This window comes from Methylobacterium gnaphalii, from assembly GCF_007992215.1.
Lineage (GTDB): Bacteria > Pseudomonadota > Alphaproteobacteria > Rhizobiales > Beijerinckiaceae > Methylobacterium > Methylobacterium gnaphalii.
Genome location: NZ_BJZV01000021.1, coordinates 39,510 through 57,288 on the forward strand (window position 1 = coordinate 39,510; position 17,779 = coordinate 57,288).

15 protein-coding genes are annotated in these 17,779 nt (G+C 66.5%); 7 read left to right on the forward strand and 8 right to left on the reverse strand.

Annotated elements, in window-relative coordinates:
* Positions 1-85: 85 nt before the first annotated feature.
* The 3 genes from MGN01_RS17140 (at position 86) to MGN01_RS17150 (ending at position 4,441) form a co-directional block, all read left to right on the forward strand.
* Positions 86-1,981: a monovalent cation:proton antiporter-2 (CPA2) family protein gene (locus tag MGN01_RS17140; protein WP_147048048.1), complete on the forward strand. Its 1,896-nt coding sequence runs from the start codon at positions 86-88 to the stop codon at positions 1,979-1,981.
* Positions 1,974-3,422: an MATE family efflux transporter gene (locus MGN01_RS17145; RefSeq protein WP_147048049.1), complete on the forward strand. Its 1,449-nt coding sequence runs from the start codon at positions 1,974-1,976 to the stop codon at positions 3,420-3,422. The genes MGN01_RS17140 and MGN01_RS17145 overlap by 8 nt, the downstream gene beginning before the upstream one ends.
* 137 nt (positions 3,423-3,559) lie before the next feature.
* Positions 3,560-4,441 (forward strand): DUF937 domain-containing protein, encoded by an 882-nt coding sequence (locus tag MGN01_RS17150; RefSeq protein WP_147048050.1) that lies wholly within the window; start codon positions 3,560-3,562, stop codon positions 4,439-4,441.
* Positions 4,442-4,516: 75 nt separating this feature from the next.
* On the opposite strand, the gene MGN01_RS17155 is transcribed toward MGN01_RS17150, so the two are convergent.
* The 3 genes from MGN01_RS17155 to MGN01_RS17165 form a co-directional block, all read right to left on the reverse strand.
* Positions 4,517-4,702 carry a Flp family type IVb pilin gene (locus tag MGN01_RS17155; protein ID WP_147048081.1) on the reverse strand — a complete coding sequence of 62 codons (186 nt, stop codon included), beginning with the start codon at positions 4,700-4,702 and terminating at the stop codon, positions 4,517-4,519.
* A gap of 140 nt (positions 4,703-4,842) precedes the next feature.
* Positions 4,843-5,085 (reverse strand): DUF3072 domain-containing protein, encoded by a 243-nt coding sequence (locus tag MGN01_RS17160; protein ID WP_147048082.1) that lies wholly within the window; start codon positions 5,083-5,085, stop codon positions 4,843-4,845.
* Positions 5,086-5,243: 158 nt separating this feature from the next.
* Positions 5,244-6,131 (reverse strand): branched-chain amino acid aminotransferase, encoded by an 888-nt coding sequence (locus MGN01_RS17165; protein ID WP_147048051.1) that lies wholly within the window; start codon positions 6,129-6,131, stop codon positions 5,244-5,246.
* A gap of 111 nt (positions 6,132-6,242) precedes the next feature.
* Between MGN01_RS17165 and MGN01_RS17170 the strand changes: the two genes are divergently transcribed.
* Genes MGN01_RS17170 through MGN01_RS17180 form a run of 3 tightly spaced genes read left to right on the forward strand, consistent with a single transcriptional unit; the run spans position 6,243 to position 8,999 of the window.
* Positions 6,243-6,860 carry a MarR family winged helix-turn-helix transcriptional regulator gene (locus MGN01_RS17170; RefSeq protein ID WP_147048052.1) on the forward strand — a complete coding sequence of 206 codons (618 nt, stop codon included), beginning with the start codon at positions 6,243-6,245 and terminating at the stop codon, positions 6,858-6,860.
* Positions 6,860-7,576: a response regulator gene (locus MGN01_RS17175; protein ID WP_147048053.1), complete on the forward strand. Its 717-nt coding sequence runs from the start codon at positions 6,860-6,862 to the stop codon at positions 7,574-7,576. Before MGN01_RS17170 ends, MGN01_RS17175 begins: the two co-directional genes overlap by 1 nt.
* A gap of 13 nt (positions 7,577-7,589) precedes the next feature.
* Positions 7,590-8,999 carry an ATP-binding protein gene (locus MGN01_RS17180; protein ID WP_147048054.1) on the forward strand — a complete coding sequence of 470 codons (1,410 nt, stop codon included), beginning with the start codon at positions 7,590-7,592 and terminating at the stop codon, positions 8,997-8,999.
* A 208-nt stretch (positions 9,000-9,207) separates the two neighbouring features.
* Here MGN01_RS17180 and MGN01_RS17185 read toward each other — a convergent pair whose 3' ends face one another.
* The 5 genes from MGN01_RS17185 to MGN01_RS17205 form a co-directional block, all read right to left on the reverse strand.
* Positions 9,208-10,008, reverse strand: a complete 801-nt coding sequence (locus tag MGN01_RS17185) for a fructosamine kinase family protein (RefSeq protein WP_147048055.1) — start codon at positions 10,006-10,008, stop codon at positions 9,208-9,210.
* On the reverse strand, positions 10,005-10,472 hold the full coding sequence (locus MGN01_RS17190; RefSeq protein ID WP_147048056.1) for a low molecular weight protein-tyrosine-phosphatase: 468 nt from the start codon (positions 10,470-10,472) through the stop codon (positions 10,005-10,007). Before MGN01_RS17190 ends, MGN01_RS17185 begins: the two co-directional genes overlap by 4 nt.
* A gap of 115 nt (positions 10,473-10,587) precedes the next feature.
* Positions 10,588-11,964 (reverse strand): AcvB/VirJ family lysyl-phosphatidylglycerol hydrolase, encoded by a 1,377-nt coding sequence (locus tag MGN01_RS17195; protein WP_147048057.1) that lies wholly within the window; start codon positions 11,962-11,964, stop codon positions 10,588-10,590.
* Positions 11,961-14,591 carry a bifunctional lysylphosphatidylglycerol flippase/synthetase MprF gene (gene mprF, locus MGN01_RS17200; protein ID WP_147048058.1) on the reverse strand — a complete coding sequence of 877 codons (2,631 nt, stop codon included), beginning with the start codon at positions 14,589-14,591 and terminating at the stop codon, positions 11,961-11,963. The genes MGN01_RS17195 and mprF overlap by 4 nt, the downstream gene beginning before the upstream one ends.
* A 491-nt stretch (positions 14,592-15,082) precedes the next feature.
* Positions 15,083-17,215: a TonB-dependent siderophore receptor gene (locus MGN01_RS17205; protein ID WP_147048059.1), complete on the reverse strand. Its 2,133-nt coding sequence runs from the start codon at positions 17,213-17,215 to the stop codon at positions 15,083-15,085.
* A gap of 355 nt (positions 17,216-17,570) precedes the next feature.
* On the opposite strand from MGN01_RS17205, the gene MGN01_RS17210 reads away from it, so the two are divergent.
* On the forward strand, positions 17,571-17,762 hold the full coding sequence (locus MGN01_RS17210) for a hypothetical protein (protein ID WP_147048060.1): 192 nt from the start codon (positions 17,571-17,573) through the stop codon (positions 17,760-17,762).
* Positions 17,763-17,779: the final 17 nt, after the last annotated feature.

Genomic DNA, 17,779 nt, shown 5'->3' on the forward strand with positions numbered 1-17,779 from the left:
CAGCAGGGCTCTCGCATGCAGCGTTGCGGCGCGTTAATGGGGCGGCATTCCGCCCCGCGCGGCCCTTCGCAGTTCCGGGAGCCTCATGGCGAGCGCCACGACGCATGCGAGCTTCCTGCCGCCGGTCTTGACCTTCCTATCGGCAGCGGTTGTCGGCGTGCCGATTTTCCGGCTGCTCGGGCAGAGCGCGGTGCTTGGCTACCTCGTTGCCGGTGTCGTGATCGGACCCTTCGGGCTTTCGCTCATTGCCGAACCCGAGACTGCAACGAGCGTCGCCGAGATCGGCGTCGTGCTGCTGCTTTTCATTGTCGGGCTTGAGCTCGAACTGTCCCGCCTTGTCTCGATGCGGCGCGATATCTTCGGGCTCGGCGCGGCGCAGCTCGCCGTGTGTTCCCTGGTGCTGGCCGGAGCAGGCTTTGTGTTCGGCCTCCCGGTCGCCGCGGCGGCGGTGATCGGCATCGCGCTGGCGCTTTCCGCCACGGCCGTGGCGCTGCAGTTGCTGGAGGAGCGCGGCGATCTCGGAAGTGCCTATGGCAGCCGTTCCTTCGCGGTGCTGCTGTTCCAAGACATCTCGGTCGTGGCGATCCTTGCCGTGCTGCCGCTGCTCGCCTCGGCGGGAGAGGCGCCGGAGGGCGGCTGGATCGAGGGTGCCTTCCGCTCGACCGCGATTGCGGGTATCAGCATCGTCGCCGTGGTCCTCGTAGGACGCTACGGCCTCAACCCGTTCTTCCGCCTGCTCGCGGCGGCCGGGGGCCGCGAGGTGATGACGGCAGCGGCGCTTCTCGTGGTGCTCGGTACTGCGCTGCTGATGGAGGAGGTCGGGCTGTCCATGGCGATGGGCGCCTTCCTCGCGGGCGTGATGCTCGCCGAATCGAACTTCCGCCACCAGCTCGAGGCCGATATCGAGCCGTTCCGCGGCATGTTGCTCGGCCTGTTCTTCATGAGCGTTGGCATGTCGATTGATGGCGGCCTGCTCAACGCGCATTGGCCCGAACTGCTCGGTGCGACGGCGGCCGCAATCCTGATCAAGATCGCCCTCGTGGCGGGATTGTTTCGGCTGTTCGGCTCGTCTTGGCTCGATGCCGTGCGCGGCGGTGCCGTCCTGGCGCCCGCGGGCGAGTTCGCCTTCGTCATCCTTCCGGCCGCGGGCGAGTTGCATCTGCTCGATACGGCCGCCTCCCGCTTCTCGGTTGCGCTCGCCGCGCTCACGATGATCGTCGGGCCACTGGCCGCCAAGGGCCTCGATACCCTCCTCGCGCGCCGAAGGCCCGAGACCGCCACAGCGCCGGCCGATACGATCGAGCCGTCGGAGGCGCGCGTGCTCGTCATCGGCTTTGGCCGGTTCGGGCATCTCGCGACCCAAGTGCTCCTCGCGGAAGGCATCAGCGTCACCGTCATCGACAAGGATGTTGAGCAGATCCGCAACGCCGCACGCTTCGGCTTCCGGGTCTATTACGGCGACGGGACGCGGCTCGACGTGCTGCGCGCCGCCGGCATCGGCCGGGCCGAGTTGGTCTGCATCTGCATCGACGACGCAGCCTCCGCATTGAAGATTGTCGACATCGTGCACGAGGAATTCTCCAGCGTGCGCACCTACTTGAGAGCCTACGACCGCAATCACGCCATCGAGCTGATGAACCGCGACGTGGACTATCAGATCCGTGAGACCCTCGAATCCGCTCTTCAGTTCGGCCGGGCTGCCCTGGAAGGACTCGGCCTCTCGGAGGCGGTCGCGGCCGCGCGCGTCGATGATGTACGGAAGCGCGACGTCGCCCGCCTCGTCCTGCAGCAAGCCGGCGCCCTGCCCGACGGTGCGGGTTGGATGCGCGGCGCCTCGACGGAGTTGCGCCCCGAACCGCTGACCGAACCGCAGCGGCCCTCACGCGCGCTGAGTGCCGAGACGCGCGGCCTCATCGAGACCGAACGGCGCGACGCGGCGATGCGGACATTGGAGCCGGAAGACGCAGCCACCGATGGCTGATGGACGGCCCGACGATAGCGTACATCGGCCGAGCCCGGAGGCAGTTGCGCCGCCGGGCGGCGCCCGCTTCCTATCGGGCTCGATCCTGCGTCATGTCGTCGTGATGAGCTCGACGGGCGCGGTCGGCCTGATGGCGATCTTTCTCGTCGATCTTCTCTCACTGATCTACGTGTCAAAGCTTGGCGCCCCGCAGCTCACCGCCGCCGTCGGGTTCGCGTCGATCGTCCAGTTCTTCGCGATCTCGATCAATATCGGCCTGATGATCGCAGCCGGCGCCCTGGTCTCACGGGCGATCGGCTCCGGCGACGAGGCGCATGCCCGGCGGATCGCGAGTTCGACCCTGATCCACTCGCTCCTCGTCTCGGGCGCGCTCGTGCTGACGTTGCTGCCGCTCCTCGATCCGCTATTGCGGGCGATCGGCGCCGATGCGCATACCCTTCCGATCGCCAAGCGATTCCTCTGGATTGCCCTGCCCTCCAACCTGCTGATGGCTCCCGGCATGCTGTTCACCGGCTTGCTGCGCGCTGTGGGCGCGGCGCGCGAGGCAATGTGGGTGACGCTCGGGGGCGCCATCGTCACGGCCTTCGTCGACCCGCTCCTGATTTTCGCGGCCGGCCTCGGCGTCGACGGTGCAGCGATCACGGTCTGCCTCGCCAGGGCGACCTTCGCCGTCATCGGCTGGATGGGCGTGCGCAAGCACAAGATGCTCCAACCACCGAGGGCGACGGAAGTGCTGGACGATGGCTCGGTCGTGGCACGCATCGCGTTTCCGGCAGTTCTGACCAATCTCGCGCCCGCCATAGCAAGCGCCTTCGTCGCCCATGCCTTGTCGAGATTCGGTACGACTGCGATCGCTGCCAACGTCGTGATCGACCGCCTCGCGCCGGTTGCCTTCTGCGGGCTCTTCGCCATGTCCGGCGCGATCGGCCCGATCCTGGGCCAGAACTGGGGCGCCTACCGCTTCGACCGGATGCGAGGCGTGCTGTGGGACGGAGCAATCGTCGGCGCCTGCTACGTGTTCGTGGTCTGGTTGGCGCTAATGGCCTGCGCCTGGCCGCTGACCAGACTGTTCGAGCTCGACGGCGTCGCCGCCAGCCTGCTCGTCTTCTTCTGCTTCGTGAGCGGCCCGATCTGGTTCTGCAACGGGCTCCTGTTCCTCGGGAACGCTTCCTTCAACAACCTCGGCTTCCCATTGACTTCAACGGCGCTGAATTGGGGCCGGGCGACGCTCGGCACCATGCCCCCTGCCCTCCTCGGCGGCATGCTCTATGGGCCGCGCGGGGTCATCGCCGGGACCGGGGTCGGCTCCCTTGCCTTCGGAATCATCGGGATCACGCTGGCGATCCGAACCATTGGAACGCTGGAGCGCCGCGCCCGTAAGGCGCCGCCGACCGGTCAGTTCGGGATCGCGCTGGATAAGAGGGAGAAAATGCCGATCTGACGGGGCGCATATGAGTGGAATCCCGTGTTAAGTTGCCCAAAGCAGGCCTTGGCGCTGGCGAATTGTTCGCCGATGCGACAGATTCGGAGACGAAACCTCCGGATCTGCCGCGGAGCGTCCGAGCCCGAGTACCGCTCATGTTCAACCTGTTCGACATCCTGCAGAACCAGGCCGGTCCCGGCATGCAGACGATCGGACAGCAATTCGGCCTTACCCCCGAGCAGAGTCGAAGCGCCATGACCGCGCTGTTGCCAGCCATCGCGGCCGGGCTCCAGCGCAGTGCAGCGAGCGATCCGATGGGCTTCGGGCGCATGTTGGGCATGGCAAATCCCGAGTCGTATTTCGGCCAGGCGTCCAAGCCGCAAGCGCCCGCGCAGCCCGACTTCCTCGGACAACTCTTCGGTTCTCCGATGCTGAGCCAGGCCGTGCTTCAGCAAGCCTCAGCAGCCAGCGGCATTGGCCAGCAGGCTCTCCGCCAGATGTTGCCGGTGATGGCTGGGATGGTGGTCGCCGGCATCGTCCACGTTCTGGTCAACCAGCCTCCGGCTGCTCCAGCCCAACACCAGCCTGCACCGTCACCGCCGGCCGACCCCAGTTTCCCGGTAGCCGCATTCTGGAGTGATTGGATCAACCAGTTCACCGGCGCATCCAACCCGTCGCCCCGCTCGGAGGACAAGCCGTCCTCGACATCCCGCGAAGCGCCTGTGTCGTCGCGAACGACCGTCGCGCCGGAGCAGCCCGCCGAGCCGCAGCCGGCTAAGACCGACGGCACGGATGAGGCACCGTTCGAGGCGTTTCAGCAGATGTTCCAGACCGGTGTCCAGGTCCAGGAGCAGAATGCAAAGGCGATGCAGGACATCTTCGACGCGTTCTGGAGCAAGTCTGTCGAGGCGCCTACGTCAGCCGAACACGGAGCATCCAGCCTCAATAGGCCGGATCCCAACGAACAACCGATTACCTCTCGACCCAAAAGCAGCGGTGCCGTCAGCAAACCATCCGCCCGTCGTAAGGCTAAGTAGACCGGTTAACGGCGAAGCGCATTCATTACGACCGGCGCCAGATGCGAAAAGCTCACGGAAATAAGGCCATCGCCGTTACTTCGCGTTTACACCATCGACCACTGTGTCCCAAAGTTTGGTGATCGCATTCCTGATGGTTGGCGTCACAGCAAGCGCAATCATTCCCACAATAAGGCCGTACTCGATAGCGGTCGCGCCGCTGCAATCCGCTCTGAACCGCGCCAGAAGCGAACGCCGAGGCGCCTCTTCTGCGGGATCAATGGGAACAGGGTTGAACACGTCGGTCGAACCTTCGCCAGACTGCAACTCGTCACCATTGGCTTCGAACGATTGCAGACATCTTAACTTGGTCCGATAATCTCAAATCTTTACACTGAAATTCGAGATGCGGTTGGGTCAGCTTATTCCGACCCTACGGCGTGCCGAAGGGCATCAATCCGCTTCGAGGCTTCAGCCTTGTCGAGATCTGCATCGAAGGCGTTCGGATCCTTGGCCTGCTCCGACAGGGTTTTAAGGTATGAGGCCTGCGCGCCTGTCATCGGCTCGCCGCCTGTCGTCCACTCGTCCGGATCCTTGATACGGTTCGAGGAATCATCGGGGTCGACCTTCGGATTCTGTTGCGTGTCGTTCACTGCTTTCGTCATGAGACCACCATTTCTGTTCACTAACTGTTCCAGAAAACGTCTGGCCTTCCGATGGGTTCCGCTGGATTTTGGGGACGGCATACGGGATCGGAAGCCTTGTCGTAGCCTCCGATCCCAGAAGATGGTCGCGCGGTCTCGTGCTGAAGCAGATTGCCTGATCAGGCGGCCTTTGCCCGCGGCTGCACCTCGGCCGTGTAATCATCCATCAGGGTCTTGGTCATTGCGGCCGGCGTGAACCGGTAGGGACCGATCTCAGAAACCGGCGTCACCTCGGCCGCGGAGCCTGTGATGAAGCACTCTGAGAAGCCCTCGATCTCCTCCGGCTTGATCCGGCGCTCGATCAACTCGTAGCCGCGACGCTTGGCCAGCTCGATCACGGTCTGGCGGGTGATGCCGTTGAGGAAGCGATCGGCGGTCGGCGTGTGGATGACGCCGTCCTTGATGAAGAAGATGTTCGCGCCCGTACACTCGGCGACGTTGTCCTCCCAGTCGAGCATCAGAGCATCAGCGTAGCCCTTGTTCTCGGCGCGGTGCTTGGAGATCGTGCAGATCATGTAGAGACCAGCCGCCTTGGAGGCCGAAGGGATGGTGCGCGGATCGGGCCGGCGGTAGTCGGCGAGGTCGAGGCGGATACCCTTCATCTTCGTTGCGGGATCGAAGTAGCTCGGCCATTCCCAGGCGGCGATGGCGAGGTGGATCGTGTTACCTTGCGCAGACACGCCCATCATCTCCGAGCCACGCCAGGCGATCGGGCGCAGATAGGCATTCTGCAGTCCGCTCGTCTTGAGCACGAGATCCTTGGCGGCCTCGATCTCCTCGACCGAGTACGGGATCTCGAAGTCGAGATACTGCGCCGAGCGCTTCAGGCGCTCCGCGTGCTCGTGGCTCTTGAAGATCACACCGCCATAGGCGCGCTCGCCTTCGAACACGGACGAGCCGTAATGCAGCCCGTGGCTCAGCACGTGGATCTTCGCATCCCGCCACGGCACCATGGCGCCATCGAACCAGATGGTGCCCTCGCGCTGGTCGAACGGGATCACAGACATGTCGGGTTCCTTTTGCGCGGCTCGCGGCCGCCGCGGGCTCGAACGGCGGGCCGAATAGGATGATCCTGGGGCGGCGCCGGAAGGGTTGACGCCTAACAACGAGGCTGAGATATGTCAATAACACTGACTTATCCGCGCCGATCGCCCGTCGAGGTCGCAACCGCCTTGCCCCACCGAGCGACGACAAATACAGCCGAACGCGCTGAAACTGCTCCGATCGTGGAGCCGCGCTTCCCCGATCGCAACGATGGCGACGATCTGATCGAACTCCTGTTCTTCGCCTACCGCGACTTCGTCGCCGATCCAGACCGCATCCTGGCGGAGTACGGCTTCGGACGGGCCCATCATCGCGTGCTACACTTCGTCGACCGCTATCCGGGTCTCACGATCGCCGAACTCCTGGATATCCTGCGCATCACCAAGCAGAGCCTCAACCGGGTGCTGAAGGACTTGATCGAGCAGGGCTACATCGTGCAGCGCACCGGCACGAGCGATCGGCGCCAGAGGCTGCTCTTCTGCACCGAAGCCGGCATCCGCTTCGCCGAGGAACTCAGCCGCGTGCAGATCCGCCGCGTCGCCCGTGCTCTGGTCGATCAGCCGGGGCGGGGCGCGAACGACGATCTTGGTGCGGCCCTGGCCTCGGCGCAGAGCTTCCTGCTCGCGCTGATCGAGCCCGAGGAGCGAGCCGCGGTCCGCCGCCTCATGGCGCGCCGGACGAAGGCCGCCTGATGACGACCGCATCTCCTAAACCGCGGGCAGAATTGCCGGATCACGCACCGCACGTGCTCGTCGTCGACGACGACCGCCGGGTGCGCGAGCTGCTGACCCGCTTTCTCACCGAGCAGGGGTTTCGCGTCACCGCCGCCGGGGACGTGCCCGAGGCGCGCTCCCGATCGAAGGCGTTCGTCTTCGATGCTTTGGTCCTCGACGTGATGATGCCCGGCGAGAACGGCTTCGACTACGCGCGGCAGGTCCGCGAGACCTCCAACGTGCCGATCCTGATGCTCACGGCCCGCTCCAACTCCAACGACCGGGTGATGGGGCTGGAGATCGGCGCCGACGACTACCTGCCGAAACCCTTCGAACCGCGGGAATTGATCTTGCGGCTCAACAACATCCTCAGGCGCGGCGCCCCTGCCGGGGCTGCGCGCAGCCCCGGTGGCGAGGTGAGCTTCGGGCCGTTCACCTACAAGATCGACAGGGGCGAGTTGCGGCGCGGCGACGAAGCCGTGAAGATCAGCGAGCGCGAGCGCGAGATCCTGACCATGCTGGCGGAGGCCCGCGGCGCCAACGTGGAGCGCGAGGCACTGGCCGGCGGCTGGGCAGGCGAGCGCACCATCGACGTGCAGATCAACCGCCTGCGCCGCAAGACCGAGGTCGATCCGGCCAACCCCATCTACCTCCAGACGGTGCGCGGCGTCGGCTACCGCCTCGCGGTCGACTGACGCGGGGCCGGACATGGCCGAGGGCCGCACGATCGAGGGTACCATCGTCGGCGCGGCGTCCGATCAGCAAGGGAAGACGCCGCTGCGCCGGCGCGGACTCTGGCGTCGCGTCTCGCGCCTCGTCGGCGACGCGCTGCCGAAGGGGCTCTATGCCCGCTCCCTGATCATCATCATCGCGCCGATGGTGCTGCTGCAGTCGGTGATCGCCTACACCTTCATGGAGCGGCACTGGCAGCTCGTGACGCGGCGGCTCTCCTCTGCGGTCACCGCCGACATCGCCGCGCTGATCGACATCTACGAGACCTACCCGCAGGACAAGGATGCCGAGACGCTGGCCCGTATCGCAGGAGACCGGCTGAACCTCGATCTCGACATCCTAAAGGGTGCCAAGCTGCCGCCGCCAGGGCCGCGGCCGTTCTTCTCCATCCTCGACGAGGCGCTCTCGGAGGAAATCAAGAAGCAGATCAAGCGGCCGTTCTGGATCGATACCGTCGGTCGCTCGAATCTCATCGAGATTCGCGTCGCGATTCCCGGCGGCGTGCTCCGGGTCACGGCGCGGCGCAGCCAGGCCTACGCCTCCAACTCGCACATCTTCCTGGTGTGGATGATCGGCTCGTCGATGGTGCTGCTCGGGGTCGCGATCCTGTTCCTGCGCAACCAGATCAAGCCCATCGTCCGCCTCTCCCAGGTGGCCGAGAGCTTCGGCAAGGGCCGCGAGATCGAGTTCAAACCACGCGGCGCCCGCGAGGTACGGCAGGCGGGCCACGCCTTCATCGAGATGAAGCGGCGCATCGAGCGCGCCATGGAGCAGCGCACGACGATGCTCAACGGCGTCAGCCACGACCTGCGCACGATTCTCACACGGTTCAAGCTCTCGCTCGCCCTGGTTGAGCAGAACCCCGACGTGGAGGACCTGCGCCGCGACGTCGATGAGATGAGCCGGATGCTCGAGGGCTACCTCGCCTTCGCCCGCGGCGACTCCGCCGAGGCCGCTGCTGCCACCGACATGCGCGCGCTGCTCGAAGACCTGCGCACCGATGTCGAGCGCCTGGGTGCGCATGTGAACGCGGTGACCCTCGAGGGAAGGCCGATCGTCACCGTGAGGCCTGACGCCTTCCGCCGCTGCCTGTTCAACCTCGCCGCCAATGCCGCACGCTACGGCGACACTGTCGCCATCGGCGGGCGCGTCGATGGGCGCTCCTTCCTCGTCTCCATCGACGACGACGGTCCCGGCGTGCCGGCCGAGAGCCGCGAGGAGGTGTTCAAGCCCTTCGTGCGGCTGGACGATTCCCGGCAGGATGCCGGCGGTTCGGGGCTCGGCCTCGCCATCGCCAGGGACATCGCCCGCACCCACGGCGGCGACGTTTCGCTGCACGATTCCCCGCTCGGAGGCCTGCGCGCGACGGTGCGGATCCCCGCCTGACGCCGGACGGAATAACGAACGTTCGGGACACCTGTCCCACCTGTCCCAGGCCGTCCCACGCTCGAAACGGCCCCATTCGGCAGGAATCGGCCCCACGCGAAGTCGATTGACAGCATACCGCTACTATGCTAATTTTCCTATATGTGAGCGAGCCTTGTCCACTCGGCTTGGCAGTTGCGTCGCCGCAATGCCCAGCAAGCCGAGTGCCCTACGCCCCAGCCGCCGCAAGCCGGGTCTCGACCATGCCGCGATAACCCGTCCCGAACAGGCGCAAGTGCACCAGGGCCGGCCAGAGCTGGTAGATTGGCACTCGCTCAGCGAAGCCGGGCTCGGCAGGACCGTAAGCCTCGCGAAAGGATGATCCCGGGCCACCGAAAAGCGTCAGCATCGCCAGATCGACCTCGGCGTGGCCATGGTAGCAGGCCGGATCGATCAGGCCGGAGACGCGGCTCCCGTCGGTGAGCACGTTGCCGCCCCAGAGGTCGCCGTGCAGCAGCACCGGTCGCGGCCTCGCCGGCAGAAGCTTGGCGAGGCGCGCCGCAAGGGCTTCGAGGCGGCGCGCGAGCGGCGCGTCGAGATGCCGACAATGGCAGAGCAGGCGCCGCTCGGCCCAGAAGCTGGGCCAGTCCTCGCTCCACGCGTTCTCGATGGCGACTTCGCCGAAAGCGTAGTCGCTCTCCCAACCGTAGCGGTCGCCGGTCGCCGCGTGGAGCCGGGCGACGGCATGGCCGAGATCCCGGTCGGCATCCCCAGGCCCGGTCGGCAGGCACGCCATGACGATGCCCGTGGCATCGGCTCCGAACACCTCGGGTGCGGGCGCCCCGGAGGCGCGGATCGCGCGCAACATCGCGGCTTCGACGATAGGCGCTGGCCCGTCCTTGGCGATGGCCTCGCGCCCGTCATCCAAGAGGATACGAATCACACTCGACAGGCTGCCGCCACCGATGGCCTCGGCCCGCAGAAGCCTGCCGCCGAGCAACGCTGCCCCGTGTTCGGCGAGCCCGCTCACCGCTTCAGCCGCTCTACAAGAGCCTTTGCGCCCGCGGTGACGTCGGCCCAGGTCGTGTCGAACCCGGCATCATCCCCGTAATAGGGGTCGGCCACCGCCTCGCCCCGGCGGCCAGGAACGTGGTCGAGCAGCAGCGACAGCTCGGCGCCATCCGCCGGGCGCAGCCGCTTCAGCGCAGCGAGGTTTTCGCGGTCGAGGGCGACGATGTGGCTGAAGCGCGCGAAATCCTCCCGCTGCACCTGCCGGCTCTGATAGCCGGAGATGTCGACACCGTGGCTCAGGGCCACCGCCTGCGCCCGGGGGTCCGGCGGTGACCCGATGTGCCAGCCGCTCGTGCCGGCGGAGTCGACCGCGACATCGAGACCACTGCGCTCGGCCTCGCGCCGAAACGCGGCCTCAGCCAGCGGCGAGCGACAGATATTACCGAGGCAGACGAACAGCACGGCCGGTTTGCGATCGGGCATCGATTCCCCTCCGGCAGGCATCACCGGTGAACGTTTTCGGCAATATGACTTCCGCTGCGCGTGAGCAGGGAACACGAGCCGGATTTCAGGTACCGCAGTCGAGCACGGCCACCCATCACCGCGGCAGCCGTGCCTCGTCGATGATGCGCCGGGCGAGCGCAGGATAATCGCCATCGAAATGGTGGCCGCCATCGATGAGCAGGCGGCGCGTGGCGGCAAGGCTCGGGTCGAGGCAAGGCGTGGTGTCGGCTTCCTTCGAACCGTAGACGCAGAACACGCGCTCGAGCGGAAGCGCCGCGAGTTGCGGCAGCACCGCATGCGCGCCGCCATAGCCAAGCCAGCCCTTCACCGAGACGCTGAAACCGGTACTGCGACCGGGCGCCAGCAGCGCGATCAGCCGGATGCGGTCGCGGATCGACGCGGGTAGATAGCTCCAGGAGAACGGAAACAGGTCGGCGCCGAAGGAGTAGCCCAGCACGATCACCGGCAGCGTGCCGTCGGGATCGGCGCCGCGCAGCATCGCCGCGACATCGGCGGCAACGGTCTTGGGCTCTCGGTCGGTCCAGAAATAGCGGAGCGCGTCGAGGCCCACCACGTGGATGCCGTCGCGGGTCAGATGCTCGCCGATCGTCTTGTCGATGTCGCGCCAGCCGCCGTCGCCAGAGAAGAACAGGGCCAAGGCCCTCGTCGTGCCGGTCGCGGGCAGGTCGACCAGCGGCAGCCCGCCCGTGCCGGCATCCTGCGCAGCGATGGCCGCAGCGGCATCGACGGCAGCGGCCGTGCGGCGGTTGGAGTCGGCCTCGACATGGCGCTCAACCGCAAAGGGGCCAGCACCAGCGGCCGCGTCGGCAGCGGCTGCCGTGGGGGCGGCGCTCACCGCGGTGAGTTGAGCCTGCGTCTTCGCCGGCAGCGGGTAGGCGAAGCCGCCGGATACCGGCACGGGAGCGGCCACCGGAGCCTTATCGTCGCAGATCGCGCGGGCAGTTGCGAAGGAGGCGGCGGGATCGAGGGCCACGCCGCCGCCGAGCGTCGCCGCGAAGGTCCGCCCCAGGATCGCCTCGGTGAGCGTGCCGCCCTCGCCCAGCCCGACGAGAACCGGCCGGAGATAGCTGCCGCCCTTGAGCGAGCGCTGCGCCTCCTTGGCCAGCAACTCGACATCGACGATGGGGCGGATGCAGGGCGTGGTGTCGCGGTTCAGCGCAGCGCGCCATTTCTCCAGATCGAGCTGGAGCACGATGAAGCCGCGGGCCCGAAGCGCCGCGCCGATCGTGCGTTCCGCCTCACCGGTTCCTCCGGCGCCGGAGACGACGGCCGCCAGCCCGACCGGCGTCCCCATGGGCGCCTGCACCTCGACATCGTCGAGATGCGAGGAGGAGATGCGCTCGGGAACGATCACCGTCCCGCCAGGCCGGCTGGTCAGCATCCAGACCAGGCCAAGGAGTACGGCCAGGAGGATCGCCCCGCCGACGGCGAGGCGGAGGCGACGGGTCATCGCCGGATCAAGCCGAACGGTGAGCCATTCACCAGCGTCGCGACGTCGAGCAGCGTCTTCGGCGTCTGCAGCCCGCCGGGGCAGACCAGATAGTAGGGCGTCCAGACCGGATCGAACTTCTGTTTGAAGCTGCGCAGGCCGTCGAAGCTGTAGAGGTCGGCACCCCGGCGATAGAGGAAGGCGCCGAAGCGGTTCCAGCGCGAGGCCAGCCGCTTGTCGACGAGGCCCGAGAGCGGGGCGGCGCCGAGGTTGAACCAGCGATAGCCCTGCTCCTTCGCCGCCAGCAGCAGGTTGGCGAAGAGGGCGTCCATGATCACTTTCGAGGCGTCCGGCGCGTAGCGGATGAGATCGATGGCGATCTCGTTGTGGCCGGCACCGCGCAGCAGGTTGGCGAAGGCCACGATGCGGCCGTCCTTGCGCATCACCGCAATGTCGAAGCGCGACAGATAGGCGGGGTCGAAGGCGCCCATGGAAAAACGCTTCTCGCCGCCCTGCTTGAGCTCCAGCCAGGCGTCCGAGACGTCGCGCAGCTCCGGCATGGCGGCACGAACCCGCTCGCGCGGCAGGATCTCGAAGGTGAGGCCCTCCTTCTCGGCACGGCGCTGGCCGTAGCGGAGGTCATGTCTCGCCGGTCCCTTGAGCGAGAAATCCGCCAGCGGGACGCGTGCGACCTCGCCGAGCTTCAGGGCCGTCAGGCCCATGTCGAGGAACAGGGCGAGGTTTTCAGGGCCCACACCGTAGAAGACCGGGCGCGCAGCGGTCCGGTCCGCGAGTTCGCGGAACGACCAGGCGAGGTCCGCCTGGAGCCGGGCCGGTCCGACGGGATCTCCCAGCGCGACGAGGCTGCGGCCGGCGCGGGCATACATCACGAAGCCCTCGCCGTCGGGCGACGTGAGGAATTCCTTGTCGCCGAGGAGCGCCATTGCGGCTGAGGCGTTCGGCGAGGCGGCGACGAGATCAGCGATGGCCGCAGGCACGGCGGGCTCGGGCTCGCGGCGGCGGCCGCGATGGTTGACGGCGCCGTCGAAGCCGACTGCGGCGAGAGCCACCACGACGGCGAAGGTGGCGCGAGCGGCGCCTGAGCCGCTCCCGTCCCAGGAGATCTGCCACCAGAGTGCGTCGGCGACAGCGACATGTGTCCATCCGAGGAAGCCGAGGCCCGCGGAAGCGGCGGTCAGCAGGCCTCCGGCCGCGAGCGTCGAGCGCAACCCGGCCCGCTTCAGCCAGATCCGGCTCACCGCGAAAGGGTTGGCCTTGGGGCAGCGGTAGAACGAGCCGCGGAACAGGGCGAGCAGAGCGGCGAGCACGGCGAGAAGCGTGGCCTCCTCCCAGTCGAGTCCCTTGCCGAGCGCGAAGCCGGCGCCGAGCACGAGCAGCATCAGGGCAGCGTTCCAGGCTCGCGCCAAGCGCCGGTACAAGCCGCGCGCGAGCACCAGCAGTGCGACGCCCACGAGGCAGGAAGCGAAGTGCGAGGCCTCCATGAAGGGCACTGGCACGACATCGGACAGCACGGCGATGCGCGAGGCGAGGTCGCGGGTCGCGCCGGAAGCCAGCAGCATCGCGCCACCAGCAAAGGCGATGGCGGACCAGGCGGCCGGCACCGCCGGTTCGAGGAAGCGCAGGGAGGCCTGGATCGGTTCGCGGCGGCGATAGACTTCCACGGCCGCCAAGCCGGTCAGCGCGAGGCCGAGGGGCAGCAGCATGTAGATGATGCGGTAGGCAAGCAAAGCCGCGAACAGGTCGGGCCGGTCCGCGAGGCCAAGGCTCGCCAGCAGCGTCGCCTCGAAGGCGCAGAGGCCGCCCGGCGCATGGCTTGCGATGCCGACGACCGTGGCCGCGATATAGGCGAGCAGGAAGGCCGGGAAGCCGGGCACCACATCCGCTGGCAGCAGCACGTAGAGCGTGCCGGCCGCCGCCGTGATGTCGACGATGCCTGCACAGATCTGAAGCAGCGCCGCGCGCGAGGTCGGAAGGCGCAGTTCGAAGCTGCGCACCCGCAGGGTCCGGGAGGTCGGGCCGAGCCAGATCAGCGATCCGGCCACGAGACCGAGCACCGCCATGCCGAGCAGAGCGGCGACCTGGGACGTGGTGTTGCCGAAGCCGCTGAAATGCTCGGGGCCACAGATCAGGGCCAGAGCGGTCATCGTGACGAGCGAGATCAGCAGCGCGAACCACGACGCGCCGAGCACGCGACCGACATCGGCGAGACCCGAGGCACGCGATCCGTAGGCGCGGACGCGATAGGCGCCCTGCGTCAGGATTGGGAAGCCGAGGGCGTTCGAGACCGCGTAGCCGCCAGCGCCCGTGGCGAGGGCCGCGATGCGAGGGATGCGCCCTGGCGCCACCGCCTCAACGGCGATGAGATCGTAGATCGCGATGGCGGCGAAACTCACCGCAGTCAGCCCCAGCGCCAGCATCAGCGACGCATCGGGAATCTGGTCGTAGGCCTTCGTCACCGATTCGATCGAGACGCGGCCGAGCGTGCGATGAATCGCGATCGCCGCCACGACGGTCAGGCACAAGCCGACGGCGCGCGGCAGGGCGCGCCCGATCACGCGCCAATGCGACCGCGCGGCCGGCAGCACCGCGACCTGGGGCTCGGCGGTAGCGGGCGTCGATGAAGGCATCGTTGGTGAAGACATCAGGCGGGCCGGGTTTCGCTCCGGAGGGTGCCGCGGGTGCCGTGGTCACTGGAGCGACCCCGTCTCACGCTTCTCTGCCATCGAGCCCGAATGTTGCGTGAATGAGGCGAAGAATTACACAAGCATCGCACAAATTGAATGCAAAATGCACGCCGAGGCAGCGGATTTGCAATTGTGCACACGGTTCTAAGCGGTTGCCACGGCATCGCTCTTCGGAGCCGCCGCATGTCCGCGGGTATCTCGAGCCGGAGCACCGTCATCCGGGCACTCGCGCCAGCGAGAACCCGCACCTTGCCGTCATACCGCTCTTCCTAGTCCGGCAACCGTGTCCTCTTGCCGGACCGGCTGATCGTCCGCGCCTGCTATCCGCTCATGGCGAGCCCCATCCGATCCATCCTCGGGCATCGCGGGGACACGATCCGGCGGCCAAGGCGATGGTGCATTCCCGCCTCGTCCTAGCGTCAGGCCTCCCGCATTCAGAACCGGTAGCGCAGGTTGGCGATGATCCGGCGCCCTTGGTTGAAGTAGCAGTAGCCGGACGTGCAGACCTGCTGAACGTCGTCGAGAAGGTTGGTGGCATTGACCTGCAGGCGCACGCCCTCGAAGCGCGGGTCGAGGGCGCCGAGTTCGTAGTGGAGCGCGGCGTCAACGAACGTGCCGGGCGCGTTGTTCAGGGCTGGCGTATGGACGTTGTCGCCGAAGCTCGACCCGACGTAGCGCACGCCGGCACCGAAGCCGAACCGGTCGAAGGTCCCACCCTGGATCGTGTAGTCGGCGTAGATCGAGGCCGTGTGATACGGCGAGGCGTTCAGTGTGTTGCCCACCGTCGCCGCCGTCAGCTTGGTGATCTCGACGTCGTTGTACGAGTAGGATGCCGTCAGGTTGAGGCCCGGCAGAGGCGAAGCGGTGCCCTCGATTTCGAAGCCGCGCGAGCGCAGGTCGAGTTGGATCTGCTCGTTGACGCCGGACGAAGCCTCAAAGACCACACCGTTCTTCTGATCGATGTCGAACAAGGCGGCGCTGACGAGGGCGTTGTAGGCTGGAATCTCGTACTTGACGCCGATCTCGCCCTGCTGGCCGGTTGTTGGCGCAGCGAGCGAGCCGGAGCCTGCGGCGCCGTTCAGGACGGTGCCGGGATTGGGCACGAAGCTCGTGGCGAAGCTGACATAGGGCACGACGCCGAAGGGCGTGACGTAGCTCAGCGCAGCGCGGCCCGTGGTCTGGCCGTCCTGGCGTGTGAAGGTGCTCGATGGCGACCCGACGGCGCCGCTGGTGAAGGTGGTGTCGAGCCAGTCGTGGCGCAGGCCGAGGGTCAGGCGCCACGCATCGACCTTGATCTGGTCCTGCGCATACAGCCCGACCTCCGTCAGATTCTGCCGGTCGCGAGTGGTGATCGGCGGAACGTAGGTGAAGGTGCTCGTGAAGGGCTGCGTGCCAAAGCCCTGACGCGAAGTGTAGTCGAGGCTCGTGACGTCGACACCGGTGATCAGCTGGTGCTCGGCGAAGCCCGTACGAAAGCGTGATTCGAAGTAGTTGTCGGCGACGATGCCGCTGTTGCTCTCCAGGACGAGGCCTGGGAAAGTCGAGGAGACGTATTCCTGGTTCGTGGAGAGGCCTGAGAAGCGGAACCGGCTGTGCAGGACGATGGCGTCCGACAGTCGCTGCTCCAATTCGTAGCCGATGCGGCCCTGATCCTGGATGAAGTCGTTGAAGCGCTTGTCGCCGGCGAAGACCCGTGTCGCCCCGATCGAGGTGAAGGTCACCGGATCGTAATTGTTCACGTAGGCGGCCGTGCCGCCGGTCTTCGAGTTCATGTATTCGGCAAGCAGGGTGAGCTTGGTGTCCTCGTCGGGCTTCCAGGTGAAGGCCGGGGCGATGAAGACCCGGTCGTCGGCAATCGCATCGATCTGCGTACCGGAGCTGCGCACGAGGCCGGTCAGCCGGTAGGCCATGGTCGGGTTGCCCTCGATGGGGCCAGACAGGTCAAAGGCACCCTGGATACGGTCGTAGGAGCCGGTAGACAGGTTGATCTCGCGCAGCGGCACGAAGGTCGGACGCTTCGAGATCAGATCGACGATGCCGCCCGAACTGCTGGCGCCGTAGATCGACGCGGCCGGCCCGCGCAGGATGGTGATCGCCTCCAGACCGTAAGGCTCCAGCCGGAAGAGGCCGTTGGGGCTGTTGATCTGGCGCAAACCGTCGCGGAAGACGCCCGTATAGGTCACGTCGATACCGCGGATCTTGAAGGCATCGTAGCGCGGATCGAAGCCGAACTGCCCGGTATTGACACCGGGCACATAGGCCACCGCCTCCACCAACGACTGCGGCTGGCGGTCCTCGAGCTGACGATTCGTCACCGTCGAGATCGCCTGCGGAGTTTCCAAGATCGGCGTGTCGGTCTTCGTCGCCGTGCGTCCGCCGATGCCGGTATAGCCCCGGGTCGCGACGATGCCGGGCGCGCCACTCGATCCATCGGCGCCGGAGCCCGAGCCGTCGCCGACGACCTCGACCTGATCGAGCTGGACCGACTGCTGGGCTACGGCCTGCCCCGCATGGACGAAAGCGAGCATCGATACGCTGAACAGCAGGATATGCGACGGCTGAATCATGAAGCAAAGAATTCCAAAAGATCAGATCCGACTTATCGGACATCTCGTCTGGAAATCCGTCGCAATAATATCACAGCCTTCTACAGCACAAATTGAATCTATAACATTTCTAAAGCAAAAATCCTGGCACACATCATCAGTTTGTCGTTTTGAAAACGAAGGATCGGATGTCCGGTGGAGGCGCTGTCACTCCTTGATCTTGCCGGGCGTGCAAAGCGGATCAGCAGCCACTCGCCCATCGGGACGGCCGGCAAAATTGTTGATGAAGGGGTTTTCCCTCGGCGCGGGAGCGGTGCTATGAGCACCTGTTTTCCGGATGCGGGGATCCGACCCCGCTCAACATGAGTGATTGTCCATGAACCCGCTGGTTCCGCTCGGTATCCTGTTCTGCCTGCCGCTCGCGGCCATCGGTCTCGTGCTCTACACCGACACTGGCGTCCTGCCGGACCTGTTCTACGCAGCCGTGAAGACCTCGGTAATCCTCATCATCGTCGGTGGCGCGATCTCGTTCGCGGCCAGCAAGCTCGCCGAGCGCTCGAACGGCTGATTTCTTGCTCGGGCGTC

What these genes read in the sequence shown, in the direction of transcription:
- MGN01_RS17160 (WP_147048082.1), bottom strand. Translation starts at nt 5,085, where the DNA reads ATGACGAAAGCAGTGAACGACACGCAACAGAATCCGAAGGTCGACCCC.
- mprF (WP_147048058.1), bottom strand. Translation starts at nt 14,591, where the DNA reads ATGCCTTCATCGACGCCCGCTACCGCCGAGCCCCAGGTCGCGGTGCTG.
- MGN01_RS17150 (WP_147048050.1), top strand. Translation starts at nt 3,560, where the DNA reads ATGTTCAACCTGTTCGACATCCTGCAGAACCAGGCCGGTCCCGGCATG.
- MGN01_RS17205 (WP_147048059.1), bottom strand. Translation starts at nt 17,215, where the DNA reads ATGATTCAGCCGTCGCATATCCTGCTGTTCAGCGTATCGATGCTCGCT.
- MGN01_RS17140 (WP_147048048.1), top strand. Translation starts at nt 86, where the DNA reads ATGGCGAGCGCCACGACGCATGCGAGCTTCCTGCCGCCGGTCTTGACC.
- MGN01_RS17180 (WP_147048054.1), top strand. Translation starts at nt 7,590, where the DNA reads ATGGCCGAGGGCCGCACGATCGAGGGTACCATCGTCGGCGCGGCGTCC.
- MGN01_RS17175 (WP_147048053.1), top strand. Translation starts at nt 6,860, where the DNA reads ATGACGACCGCATCTCCTAAACCGCGGGCAGAATTGCCGGATCACGCA.
- MGN01_RS17195 (WP_147048057.1), bottom strand. Translation starts at nt 11,964, where the DNA reads ATGACCCGTCGCCTCCGCCTCGCCGTCGGCGGGGCGATCCTCCTGGCC.
- MGN01_RS17165 (WP_147048051.1), bottom strand. Translation starts at nt 6,131, where the DNA reads ATGTCTGTGATCCCGTTCGACCAGCGCGAGGGCACCATCTGGTTCGAT.
- MGN01_RS17210 (WP_147048060.1), top strand. Translation starts at nt 17,571, where the DNA reads ATGAACCCGCTGGTTCCGCTCGGTATCCTGTTCTGCCTGCCGCTCGCG.
- MGN01_RS17170 (WP_147048052.1), top strand. Translation starts at nt 6,243, where the DNA reads ATGTCAATAACACTGACTTATCCGCGCCGATCGCCCGTCGAGGTCGCA.
- MGN01_RS17145 (WP_147048049.1), top strand. Translation starts at nt 1,974, where the DNA reads ATGGCTGATGGACGGCCCGACGATAGCGTACATCGGCCGAGCCCGGAG.
- MGN01_RS17190 (WP_147048056.1), bottom strand. Translation starts at nt 10,472, where the DNA reads ATGCCCGATCGCAAACCGGCCGTGCTGTTCGTCTGCCTCGGTAATATC.